Source organism: Methylocaldum sp. (assembly GCF_035627495.1).
Classification (GTDB): domain Bacteria; phylum Pseudomonadota; class Gammaproteobacteria; order Methylococcales; family Methylococcaceae; genus Methylocaldum.
The window spans coordinates 1-10,680 of sequence record NZ_DASPLO010000118.1 but is presented as its reverse complement, the minus strand read 5'-3'; the positions used below and the strand labels follow the sequence as shown (position 1 = coordinate 10,680).

Below are 10,680 nucleotides of genomic sequence, written 5' to 3'. Positions count from 1 at the left end.
TATAAGGAGCGCCATTTGATCGAATGCTTCTTTGGCAAAATCAAACACTTCCGAAGAATCTTTGCCCGCTTCGAAAAATTGCAGCGTAACTTCATGGGCTTTCTTCGCTTCGTCTCAGCACTCATCTGGTTGCGTTGAAATTTCAACAGAACCTAAGACACTCAGGCGCGGGTTCAGAGCCCGGCGGATTCAATTGGGGTATGAATCCTCCTCCAAAATCCTCAACTTTCGTAAAGGTATGGGTTCGACCGCCCCGGTTGACCACCCGCAGCTTGTCGCCTTCTTCAATCTTGATGTAGGTTGGTTCGAAGCGCCAGGCCGGATGGCCCTCGGGCAGCAGCGCGTTAAACTCCGCCAAGGTGACATCGCCTTTTTCCAGAGCGCAGCCGCCGGTGTCCGACCAGCCGGGATCGCGCGGATCGCAATCGTCTAAAGCCAGTATTGTCTCGCGCGCCGCAGCGACGCCGACCATTGACAGCAACAGTAGAGCGGTTGAACCGAACTTTGAAATTTGCATGGTATCCCTCCTGATCATTCCCTTTAGTAACTTCGACATATGGACGTCGTGCTAATTCGCTGTCAGATTAGGCACGGGAAATCAATAAACGCGGCAATGACGACCTTTGGTTGGATGATCGGATGTTATAGATTCCAGCGACTGAGGAAGATGGCTCGCTGAATGGTTCGGACCTGGTCTTCGACCGAGGGGTTCACGAGTCTACGGTACGCCAACGCCCTTGCCTCACCCGAAAGCAGCAAGGTGCCGCTCAATACGACATCGAGGCCCCGCCGTGATCACGATTCGGCAGGAAAGAGGCGCCCGCCAAAGACTGACCGAGAACAGTTAGCCTTTGCGGAGTGGTGGGCGGTGCAGGATTCGAACCTGCGACCCCTGCCGTGTGAAGGCGGGGATTGGGGTCTATCATCGTCCATGGTCGTCCATGGGCGTGTGGTAAGTTATTGTTAATACACAAACTTAAAGGTTTGTAGAAGATCGTGGAAGGCGGTAGAATTTCCGTACCGATTCCGTACGGAAAAACCGCCATGAAAACGAACATTAAAACAAAGACCGACCGGCAGAAACTCACGCCACGACGGGAGCCGTATTGGGAACGGATCCGGGGCGGCGCCTATGTCGGATTCCGCAAACTTGAGAGCGGGGAGGGCACCTGGATTGCTCGGTGGCGCGGTGAAGACGGCAAGCAGCATTACCGCGCGTTGGGTGAGTTTTCCGATTTTGACGCAGCAGTAAAGGACGCTGTGCCCTGGTTCGATCAGACCGAGGGCGGCACCAGTCCGAAGGCGACTACCGTTGAAGCAACTTGCAAGGAGTACGTCGAGCATCTGAAGACACACAAAAGCGAAGCGACCGCCAAGGATGCCAAGGGCCGATTCAATCGGCTCGTGTACGGAAAAGCTATCGCCCGTACGGAATTAAACCGGCTCAAATCGTCCGATGTGCGGAAATGGCTGAATGCACAACTCGCCGATGTGGACGCCGAGGACGCTGAGGACCTGCGGCGCGCCAAGGATAGCGCGAACCGGAATCTGGCAAGCTTCAAAGCCGCTTTGAATTTCGCCCTGAAATCTCACCTGGTGGCGACCGATGCCGCATGGAAGACGGTCACGCCTTTCCCCCGATCCGGTAAGCGCCGTGAACGGTTCTTGACCCTGGAAGAGCGCAGACAGTTACTCGCGGCATGTCCGGCTGATCTGCAAACACTGGTCCATGCGCTGCTAATCACTGCGGCGCGTCCGGGCGAGATCGCGGCGGCGACTGCGGGCGACTTCGACCGCAAGGCCGGCACACTAGCCTTGCAGGGCAAGACCGGCCGCAGAATCGTTTCCCTATCAAGCGCAGCCCTCGAATTCTTCACGAAGGCCGCAAAGGGCAAACTACCATCTGCCTATCTCGTCGCTCGTGTCGACGGTTCGCAATGGAACAAAGACGCCTGGAAAAAGGTTTTTAGCCGGGCGGTAAAGGGGGCTCACCTGCCAACCGACGTGGTGCTTTATTCCGTTCGACATACCGCTATCTCGGAAATGATCGCGTCCGGCATCGATTCGTTCATCGTGGCGCGGCTGGCCGGGACATCAACGGCGATGATCGATAAGCACTATGGCCACCTGCGCCACGACCGCACGCGGGCGAAGCTGGATCAGGCGAGGATGGTGTAATGGCGCTAATCGACATCATGGGCATCTTTCGCGCCAGGGAGGACGGCGACACTGATGCCGCACGGGCCGCGTGTCTGCGGTTTGCCGAGCACCTGGAGACCGGTGAACCGGTGTCTCCGGAGTTCCGCCAGCACTTCATCGACGCACTACGGGCTATAGGTCAAGGCGCCGATCCGGGGCGGGCGTTATTGACGACGCGAGAAAACCGTAGACCGAAGAAAAACGTGGATCGCGATATCGGGATCGCCCAGGAAATTTACTGGCGTCAGCGGGACGGAGAATCGACCGGAGTGCTGTTTCAAGAAATCGGCGCCCGCGAGCACCTAAGCGCCAAGCGAGTCGAGCAAATCTATTATGAGTGGCTGCCCGTCATCGAAGAAAACAAGCGCATCAACCGGGAAGAAATGGACGGTTCCTAGTTAAGTCGGCTTAGTTATCTAGGATGCAAGTCGTTGTTTCCTCGTGCATTATTGTGGCCGTCGATGTAACCACATAGAGAAATGACAGCAATGACCACGAAGACCGAACCGGCTGCGCAAACCGAACGCGACGCATACACCATTCCCGAATTCTGCAAATCCCACCGGATATGTCTAGCATCGTTCTATAACCTCGAAAAGCGTGGGCAGGCTCCCCGGACATTCAGGGTAGGCCGTCGTCGGCTGGTCTCGGTTGAGGCCGCGGCCGAATGGCGCCGCGCGATGGAAGCGCAATCGGCCTAACGCCAATTCCAGAAAAATTTTTTACCCGGCGAAACCCCAACGTATATTTTCCGCACGGAAGCCTGACCACAACATATTGTGGTGTGAAGGCGACCTTAACGGGATTAGGCGCAAAATGTAGTATTGCGGGGCGAAAAAAGAGCGTGTTAGCCTGAAATTAGCGGTCCGATAGAGACCGCACCCAAGCCGGATGAACCGGCCAAATCAAACTAGACCCACCACCCGAAACGGTGCCGTCTTGAATGGCGGCATCGGATGTCCTGAAGTTTTCAGGGAAATCAGAGAGTTAAGGCGCTGTCATGCGCGTCGGATTTCTTTTGTCCGATGTCGTGACGGCAGATTAAGGACGAGTAACAGCGAAAAAAATCCTGTTACGTAACCTTTTTTCTTTGGAGGTAAAAACGATGCGTGGTCAGTTACCTAACCATTTCGTGAAGTCCCGATCATTTCGGGAGGAAATCGGAATCTGCAAGGACACCGAACGGGCTTGGTTGGCTCAAGGGCGGCTGCCCAAAAAGGTCAGGCTATCGCCCCGTGTTTCGGGTTATTGGCGCAAGGACGTCGAGCAATGGAAACGCGCCAATGGATACGCACAAAAGACCGCTTAACCAATCCGTCATAAACAACAGGGCTTAGCTGACGACCCTGAGAAAGTTCCAGCTAAGCCCCAAAGTATGAGAAATTCTTGTGGACAATTATATCAATCCCGACAACTCCGGTGAATATCATCATCCCGGAATTTACGGTCATGACCAATTGGCCGACGATAATGTTAAGACAGCCTTAACTGTAGGTCAAACGGTTTTTGATGCAACTAATCAGCCGTCCGATAAAGCCATTCCGCCAGGGCTGCAATGGCTTTATCCGCAGCCGAACCCGACACCAGTTCCGGAAGCTCCGGCACCTTGCGCAGTCGAGCAGGCACTAGAACCAGACATTGCGCAAGCCGAGCGGTTCCTCGAATTGCTGGACGAGGAAGCCGAACAATTCACGTTTCAGGCTTTCGACGATGATAAGGAGCGTAAAAAAGCCGGCGAAGAGGCAGCCAAGGCGCGTGGTGAAAAATATATCGATCCATACGCCAAAGTATTTCATGGAACGCTAGGAGAGCACGCCGGCAAACTGACCGAACTCAATAAAAATCGAGTTGGAGTCTTCGCCACAATCAACCGTACCACTCTAAACGGATCGCGTAACGCTAACAATATCATAGGGATTCGAGCGTTCTTCGTCGATCTGGACGGCGCACCATTGGGTGATGTCATGAAGGCACCGCTTCCACCGCAGATGGTCGTCGAAAGCGGCGGGTTCGGCCGGTATCACGCCTACTGGATGGTGGAAGGGGCTCCGGTCGATCGCGATATCTTTCGGGCCGTGCAGAAACATTTGATCCAGCGATTCAACTCCGATCAGTTGATCCATGATCTACCGCGTGTCATGCGCCTGCCAGGTTTTTTTCATTGCAAAGCCAAGCCGGTAATGACCCGCATAACCGACGAGTCTGGCGAACAACCGTACCAGTTCGAGCAATTCATTCGGGCGTTCGGAATTGATCTGTCGGCGGCTGCTCAAAGTACCTCCAAGAGCACGCCTGTCGTGCCCGTTACACCGGGTGTGGTCGACCATGCGGTATTTGTGAGGGTGCGCGAGATCGCGTTGAGGGCGGCGCGTAGGACGATCGACGACGCACGGATTGGTCGTCACGGCGAGATATACAAAGGCGGTTCGTACATGCGTCGCGACGGACTACGGTTGACGCCGGAGACCGCAACGGCATTCCTCAAAACCTTCGAAGAGAATATGAGGCCGACCGATACCGCGGGCGTGAGCTGCGGTTTGAATTGGGACGCCGAAATGAAAACGCTCAATGACGGTTATTACCGTCCATCCGAGCGGGATCGGCCAGGAACCACTAAAGCCGAAGCGGAGGCAATTGCGGCCGGTCTCGCTGCGGTGAATGGCATGGTGGTGGACCCGGAAACGGGCGAGATACTGCAGGGTGTGACTCCACAAGGAACGCCGTCAAAAGCTTTTCCGCTTGATGGCGGTGAGGCCGAGCAACTTGTTACTTGGGCGATTAAGACCGGCCGAAAGCTACCGAAACGTAATGATTGGCCGCGGGTCTGGCTTGATTGTGGACACCATACCGCTCCATTCACCGGACTCATGGCAAATTGCGGATCGTACGACCAATTCATGCCTGCGGTAGAGCGGTACATACCGATACGAGAGGCGAACGTCGAGCGCAAGAATCAAGAGCGCATCGCCAAAGGAGAGGAACCTGCACCTGACATTAACGGCGATGTGATTCGGCTCAAGGCCGAAGAGTTTCTTGAGCGCATCATGGCTATTGAGGTTTCCGAGGATCTTGGGCGAGAACTCTTGCGGAAACTGGACGCCAACGGCGATAAGCGTCAAATTCGCCTGTTGAGCACTCATGAACTCGATGCGCTTCCGGCGCCGTCCTATCGAATCAAGCACGTCCTGCCCGCTACTGGACTCGGTGCGATTTGGGGGCCTCCAGGATCGGGTAAAACGTTCCTGATTCTGGACGCAGCTTTCGGCATCGCTGCGGGGCGGCAATGGTTCGGACATCGAGTCAAGCAAGCCCCTGTTGTTTATTGCGCCCTTGAGGGTGAGGGCGGCATCCAGGCGCGCGTTAGAGCGTATAGAAGGCGTCACGGCAATGACCGCATGGAAAACGTACGATTCCTTGTCGAGCGCTTCAATTTGCGATCCGAGGACGACCGGCAAGCATTGATCGAGGCAATTAAGGAGGTCGGATTCGAAAATCCGGTAATCGTCCTCGATACATTGAACCGGGCGGCGCCTGGTGCGGATGAAAACTCGTCGGCTGACATGGGCACGATCATCGATGGCGCAAAGCAGATACAGGACGCACTTGGTGGTCTGGTGCTTCTGGTCCATCACTCGGGCAAGAATGCGGCAAGCGGCTTGCGCGGGCATTCGAGCCTGCTGGCGGCGCTTGATGTTGCTATCGAGGTCTCGAGGGATGGCGACGCCAGGAAATGGACTCTGGCGAAATCGAAAGACGGTGAGGACGGAAACGAAAATGCTTTTTCGCTCGAAACCGTCGAGATCGGCATCGATGAAGACGGCGATGCTGTTACTACGTGCGTGGTTGTGGGGGCGGGTGATACTTCGGATTCGAAAGATGCTGTACCGTCATTCAAGGCTATGAACAAGGATGCAGAAATGATGCTCAAGCGGCTGGTGATTGTGACTCATCAACTTGGAGTCCCGCCTAATCCGTTCTCGTTAGGACCTGAGCATAAGGTGTACCCGGAAAAAATAATAGCCTGGGATGCGTTGAGGAGCGCGTTTAAGAAGTGTGATCATTCTGGTGAATCATCCGACAAAGAGCGGCAGTCGTGGAAGCGCGGAAGAGAGGAATTGCTAAACCGAAAAGCTATCTGCGCCTATGGCGACTTCGTTTGGGTGAATCCGGAAAATAATGATATGGTGATATCGATGGTAATTATGGATGCCAACCACACCATACAGTCGGCTGGCATAGAGTCGTACGGTGCCGGTCGTGGCCTAGTTGGCTAGCATTTAGTATTGTATCGATCGAAAAGCCTCGGACTTCCGGGGCTTTTTTTTGCCCGTTCTTAACCAAACCAAGCGTTACAAAGTGGTTATTTTTTAGTCATTTTTAGAGGCGTGACAAGCGTGACAAAAGCGTGACAAGGCACCTTTGTCACGGAGCGTGACAAGCGTGACACACCCCCCCTTTAGGGGGTGTCACGCTATTCGCTTGTCACGTGTAGCTACTAGGGCTGCGGCCGATTTTGACCCCAAAAATAACCCAAAAATTTGGGGTCGAAAATTTGGGCGTTTGTCACGCTTTTGACCGTGATCCGTGACAAGTGTTTTTGTGTAGTGCTTGTCATGCCAGTTTGAACCTGGATCGACCGAGAAGATTAAGACTCCAACCAATCCCCCCGTGCCATCCAAACCAGCCTGCCCCAAACGCGCGCCCACGGTCACGAGAATCGGCCCGAAGCCTATTTGATTGCCGGCACCATTGAGCACGGAGCACGCCTTCGAATCCTGCGGAACGGTATCGGCGGGCGCTTCGGCATTTGATGGGTATTTGATTGCCGGGAGATCGGGCTCCGTGCAAGGCTCGAACGGCACCAGCGGCCTAACGTCGCCTAATCCCGCCTACGAATCGGCACCAGCATAGGCGCATGTAGCGCTTTCCCGGCAGCGCGCGTCTACGGCGTTCCTGTGCGGTTTTCAGGTGGGCATGAAAAAGGCGCTCGGAATGGGCTTGTGGGGTGATATAAACAGCCGGTTACTTGATATGTTTCAAGATCACAAAACTGATTAGAGTGCAATACGTATCCGTATTCGTTGTCAAAGTTGTGACACTTGAACTACGATTTTTGTATGAGCACGATTCTCTGGGATCATTCCCATCAGCTTGAACACTCGCTATCTGCCGTTGAAGGGGATTGGAACCTGTTGGCGGCTAAAGGGTCGTATTGGCTTCTCAGGTTGTCCTTGTCGGCTAGCCTGGTTGGGTTGCTGAGCTCTGTGAAGGCTTTGCGCAAAGAGGTAGCCGTGCTGCCTGAAAAAGATGAAATCGACCCGAATGACGTGCTGATCGAAAAGCTTCTGGAACTCCAGTTGCGCGTAAGATCACTTTATCACCAGATACCGGCGTCGCACCACTTCAGCCGGTGGATAGTGAATCAAATTCACAAAGAAACGGGTCTGATCCGCGTCTATATCATGGAGCATGATGCCGATTTATCTCCGATCTCTGGATCTTTCACCGACGCAGAAAGTCTGTTTAGCCACCTAAACAGCCTGTGACCATTGCCGGTGCTGGCGGAGTCGCCGTCAAGACGGTCAAGACTACGGTTCGTTTTGACCAAGAATTCAAAAAGTTAACCCCTGAGCTAAAAAGCCTGTGCAAAAAGCAGCTTGCAAAACTGCTGCACAATCCCATGCCGAGCGGGATTCGCTTCGAGAAGCTCAAGGGTTACAATAGACCATCCCTATATAGCATTCACGTCACCGGCAACTATAAGATTTCGCTCGAAATCAATGGCGATACTGCCACGCTTCGCCGGGTCGCCTGTCACGATGAAATAGACCGAGCGCCTTAACGTAGATTTAGGCATGTCGTGTTCTGACATGTCTATCTCATCGGCAAACCGCCTCACGCATACCCCATTTACATACAACCGACGCCTAGCCATTGGCAGGAAGGCGCCCCATTCTGAGCGCCTTTTTTGTTTGATCAAATCAGTCATCCGAATCCGCATCGGGCGGAAAAGCATGTCTCCCGCGCCTGATTAGTACGGACGGGACTTCTTCTTGATCGGTTTCCGTCTTAGGCTCGATCGGCGGACCGCCTGCTTCCGCGTAAAGCCGGTCGACCGTCGTTTCCAGCCAGTTCGTGAGGTTCCTGTTTTCCCGCTTTGCAAGCCATTCAATTTTGGCCTTGGTACCGTCCTTTGGCCGGAAATTCAACGCTTCGAGCTTTAATCGCTTGGTCTTGGTATTTTTTAAAGACATTGTCTTGACACTGTATTTTTTATTGCTGTACATTGTCCGCAAGTATGCCAGACATACTTTTTTCGGGTCAAACTTCAGGAGGTCAGACACATGGGCGCGATTCTTAGACGGCAAATCACGATTAACTACATCGGAGCCGAGGTCCGCATCTGTGCGGCGTTCTCAGCCGGACTATTCAGCACCGAGCTTACCGAAACCTTCGGTCACGTAGTCGAGGGCGTGGCGCTTTTATTTGGGTAACGATTAAACAATCCCCCGGTTGGCGTGGGCTGGCCGGGGTCAAGCATTTGGGGAGGTATCGAGTCATGAAACACACTGCACGCAAACGAATCATCGAAGTCGCTCGGGCAAACGGCGACACCATTTGCCGGATCACGATCACGCGTAATGCCGTGACTTCGCACGTTGAATGGTACGTGGTTGATCGACTGAGCTATGAGGATGAGCAACTATTCCGGGCACAAATTGCCTTTTCCGGTCCTGGCGTCGAGTTGCGGCGGCTAATCGATCGGTACAGGAAGGAAGGTGGTCGACACGGTATCGTCCATTTCACACCGTCTACCGGCCGAATCATGTCCGTGAGCCATGAGCTTGCGGAACAGATTGCCGAGGTTGTCGTGCGGCACATTGAAGACGCAGTGGAATTGGTCGATCCGGTTCCGGAAGATGCGCCCGAAGCGCTGGCCGAACACATTCGGTTCTGGCGGGATTGTATACGGGCGTACGCTGACATCGACGATGAACCAGCGCGGGCAAATTGAGGGGATAACGATGAGCAAAACTTTAAAACAAATCGAACTGATGGCCGAACTATCCCTGCTCGAGCGGGAGACCGAGAGATTGATGGCGGTATTCGATTCGCTGATTGCTGGTAACCAAATGAATGCCGGGGGCGTCGTGGCCACGGAGGATGCGGTATTTAGTCACGTGATGACCTACAAACGGATCATGTTCGACCTGATCCGGTCTGGCGTCGAATTGACCGACGAGGGCGTTAATCGCTGCCTCGGGGCGCTCTTTGTCCTAATGCGATTCATGAAGGATATTCAGCCCGCGGCCGACCGTGCCCGAGCCGAAGTCGCGGCGGTGGAGGCCGCGGCGAAGTCGCAGCAGGAAGTAATCGGACTACATTGATAGGCGGGGCGCTTGGTGGCGGAACGCCGGGCGCCATAACCGAAACCGGTATCCATGCGGGCGCCGGTCCATTAACAACAAAACTTTTAACGAAGAACTGGGGATCTTATGAACACTCAAACCAACGAAAAATTTGAGAACGGCTGGATCGCACTTCTTGGCTTCCGGAATGTGATTCTGGATGCCGGTGAAAAAGGGCAATGGCCGAGCATCATAAAGAAGGTTGCGGATCGCTTGGGCACCCAACCCGATGCAAGCTTGGTGCATCGGCTGACTGCCGATTTTGGCCATGCCCTGATGGAACTGTCCCCGAGCTCGCTTGTCACCGATGACAAGGATATTATTGGGTCGGATAAGAAAGTAGATGCCAAGGCGTATAAACGATTTTTCCCGTTGTTCGAGGGGTATTGGATAGGGCGGCTTGGGGCATTTTGATTTAGAGGATTAACGATGACAGAACAAGAAGACGACGACGGGGAATTAGAGCTCGGCTTTCCGGCCTTTGATACCTCAGTGGCAACCGGGGAGCCATACCCAATTGATTTGGATGGTTTCGAAGAATTCGGGGAATGGAAAGCGGTTGAAGCCTGGGCAGAGCCGGGGGTATTTCCGAATGGACAAGAATGCGTGCGGATCTATCTATTCAGCGAAACCGATATAGCACCGAATGGTGAAAAGCTTGCCCCTGAAAATTATCCCTTCAACGACGACCACATTGCACAAATTCGATTTGTGACGGATTAGATAGACAGAGCCAAAGAAGAAGCCCGGCCTAAAAACCGGGCTTTTTTGTGTCCGCAGAAAAATAAAAACCCCGGCATCAGGAGTTGGCCGAGGCTATCACCAGCGGCACGCCGGAATCTAACGGCTACCAAGGCGCTGCGGGGTGACGGCTTTATTCTCGCGTCACGCTCGGAACCGGGCGATAGCTGGCGTTCTGGCATTGTCGAATTAGTCAGCCCTGAAGTATTTCTAACACACTGACACATATACGGATTCGTTGCATATTGGCTGGTACAATTTGCAAGAAAACCGGTCATTTGATTTCGATTTCTTGCAAATTCGGGTGGGTTGCATGAAGCCAAGAGAGCCT

At 53.9% G+C, this 10,680-nt stretch carries 14 protein-coding genes and 1 pseudogene; 13 read left to right on the top strand and 2 right to left on the bottom strand.

Annotated features, from left to right (window positions below; translation table 11 throughout):
* A pseudogene (locus VEB01_RS09685) lies at positions 1 to 138 on the top strand (IS5-like element ISSoc13 family transposase); the annotation flags it as partial.
* 4 nt (positions 139 to 142) lie between these two features.
* Here VEB01_RS09685 and VEB01_RS09680 read toward each other — a convergent pair.
* The gene (locus VEB01_RS09680; protein ID WP_324874933.1) at positions 143 to 517 is read right to left on the bottom strand and encodes a cupredoxin domain-containing protein; all 375 of its coding nucleotides are present in this window, start codon (positions 515 to 517) and stop codon (positions 143 to 145) included.
* Positions 518 to 1,044: 527 nt separating this feature from the next.
* On the opposite strand from VEB01_RS09680, the gene VEB01_RS09675 reads away from it, so the two are divergent.
* The 7 genes from VEB01_RS09675 (at position 1,045) to VEB01_RS09645 (ending at position 8,041) form a co-directional block, all read left to right on the top strand.
* Entirely contained in the window at positions 1,045 to 2,178 is a 1,134-nt protein-coding gene (locus tag VEB01_RS09675; protein ID WP_324874932.1) for a tyrosine-type recombinase/integrase, read from the top strand.
* On the top strand, positions 2,178 to 2,597 hold the full coding sequence (locus VEB01_RS09670; protein ID WP_324874930.1) for a hypothetical protein: 420 nt from the start codon (positions 2,178 to 2,180) through the stop codon (positions 2,595 to 2,597). Before VEB01_RS09675 ends, VEB01_RS09670 begins: the two co-directional genes overlap by 1 nt.
* 90 nt (positions 2,598 to 2,687) lie before the next feature.
* A complete protein-coding gene (locus VEB01_RS09665) occupies positions 2,688 to 2,900 on the top strand; it encodes a hypothetical protein (RefSeq protein WP_324874928.1) in 213 nt (70 codons plus the stop codon).
* 404 nt (positions 2,901 to 3,304) lie between these two features.
* Entirely contained in the window at positions 3,305 to 3,508 is a 204-nt protein-coding gene (locus VEB01_RS09660; RefSeq protein WP_324874926.1) for a helix-turn-helix transcriptional regulator, read from the top strand.
* Positions 3,509 to 3,587: 79 nt separating this feature from the next.
* A complete protein-coding gene (locus tag VEB01_RS09655) occupies positions 3,588 to 6,473 on the top strand; it encodes an AAA family ATPase (RefSeq protein ID WP_324874924.1) in 2,886 nt (961 codons plus the stop codon).
* Between the two features lie 843 nt (positions 6,474 to 7,316).
* Positions 7,317 to 7,745 (top strand): hypothetical protein, encoded by a 429-nt coding sequence (locus tag VEB01_RS09650; protein ID WP_324874922.1) that lies wholly within the window; start codon positions 7,317 to 7,319, stop codon positions 7,743 to 7,745.
* Positions 7,742 to 8,041 carry a type II toxin-antitoxin system RelE family toxin gene (locus VEB01_RS09645; protein ID WP_324874920.1) on the top strand — a complete coding sequence of 100 codons (300 nt, stop codon included), beginning with the start codon at positions 7,742 to 7,744 and terminating at the stop codon, positions 8,039 to 8,041. Before VEB01_RS09650 ends, VEB01_RS09645 begins: the two co-directional genes overlap by 4 nt.
* 139 nt (positions 8,042 to 8,180) lie before the next feature.
* Here VEB01_RS09645 and VEB01_RS09640 read toward each other — a convergent pair whose 3' ends face one another.
* Positions 8,181 to 8,543 carry a hypothetical protein gene (locus VEB01_RS09640; RefSeq protein ID WP_324874918.1) on the bottom strand — a complete coding sequence of 121 codons (363 nt, stop codon included), beginning with the start codon at positions 8,541 to 8,543 and terminating at the stop codon, positions 8,181 to 8,183.
* On the opposite strand from VEB01_RS09640, the gene VEB01_RS09635 reads away from it, so the two are divergent.
* The 5 genes from VEB01_RS09635 to VEB01_RS09615 all read left to right on the top strand — a co-directional run bounded on the left by VEB01_RS09635 (position 8,544) and on the right by VEB01_RS09615 (position 10,331).
* Positions 8,544 to 8,693 carry a hypothetical protein gene (locus tag VEB01_RS09635; RefSeq protein ID WP_324874916.1) on the top strand — a complete coding sequence of 50 codons (150 nt, stop codon included), beginning with the start codon at positions 8,544 to 8,546 and terminating at the stop codon, positions 8,691 to 8,693.
* 65 nt (positions 8,694 to 8,758) lie between these two features.
* On the top strand, positions 8,759 to 9,214 hold the full coding sequence (locus tag VEB01_RS09630) for a hypothetical protein (protein ID WP_324874915.1): 456 nt from the start codon (positions 8,759 to 8,761) through the stop codon (positions 9,212 to 9,214).
* A gap of 10 nt (positions 9,215 to 9,224) precedes the next feature.
* Positions 9,225 to 9,587, top strand: a complete 363-nt coding sequence (locus VEB01_RS09625) for a hypothetical protein (protein ID WP_324874913.1) — start codon at positions 9,225 to 9,227, stop codon at positions 9,585 to 9,587.
* A gap of 108 nt (positions 9,588 to 9,695) precedes the next feature.
* The gene (locus VEB01_RS09620; RefSeq protein WP_324874911.1) at positions 9,696 to 10,022 is read left to right on the top strand and encodes a hypothetical protein; all 327 of its coding nucleotides are present in this window, start codon (positions 9,696 to 9,698) and stop codon (positions 10,020 to 10,022) included.
* A gap of 15 nt (positions 10,023 to 10,037) precedes the next feature.
* Positions 10,038 to 10,331 (top strand): hypothetical protein, encoded by a 294-nt coding sequence (locus VEB01_RS09615; RefSeq protein WP_324874909.1) that lies wholly within the window; start codon positions 10,038 to 10,040, stop codon positions 10,329 to 10,331.
* Positions 10,332 to 10,680: the final 349 nt, after the last annotated feature.

Excerpts from the sequence above, each read along its gene's own strand:
- VEB01_RS09665 (WP_324874928.1), top strand. The coding sequence starts at position 2,688 with ATGACCACGAAGACCGAACCGGCTGCGCAAACCGAACGCGACGCATAC.
- VEB01_RS09675 (WP_324874932.1), top strand. The coding sequence starts at position 1,045 with ATGAAAACGAACATTAAAACAAAGACCGACCGGCAGAAACTCACGCCA.
- VEB01_RS09615 (WP_324874909.1), top strand. The coding sequence starts at position 10,038 with ATGACAGAACAAGAAGACGACGACGGGGAATTAGAGCTCGGCTTTCCG.
- VEB01_RS09620 (WP_324874911.1), top strand. The coding sequence starts at position 9,696 with ATGAACACTCAAACCAACGAAAAATTTGAGAACGGCTGGATCGCACTT.
- VEB01_RS09650 (WP_324874922.1), top strand. The coding sequence starts at position 7,317 with ATGAGCACGATTCTCTGGGATCATTCCCATCAGCTTGAACACTCGCTA.
- VEB01_RS09660 (WP_324874926.1), top strand. The coding sequence starts at position 3,305 with ATGCGTGGTCAGTTACCTAACCATTTCGTGAAGTCCCGATCATTTCGG.
- VEB01_RS09680 (WP_324874933.1), bottom strand. The coding sequence starts at position 517 with ATGCAAATTTCAAAGTTCGGTTCAACCGCTCTACTGTTGCTGTCAATG.
- VEB01_RS09635 (WP_324874916.1), top strand. The coding sequence starts at position 8,544 with ATGGGCGCGATTCTTAGACGGCAAATCACGATTAACTACATCGGAGCC.
- VEB01_RS09670 (WP_324874930.1), top strand. The coding sequence starts at position 2,178 with ATGGCGCTAATCGACATCATGGGCATCTTTCGCGCCAGGGAGGACGGC.
- VEB01_RS09625 (WP_324874913.1), top strand. The coding sequence starts at position 9,225 with ATGAGCAAAACTTTAAAACAAATCGAACTGATGGCCGAACTATCCCTG.
- VEB01_RS09630 (WP_324874915.1), top strand. The coding sequence starts at position 8,759 with ATGAAACACACTGCACGCAAACGAATCATCGAAGTCGCTCGGGCAAAC.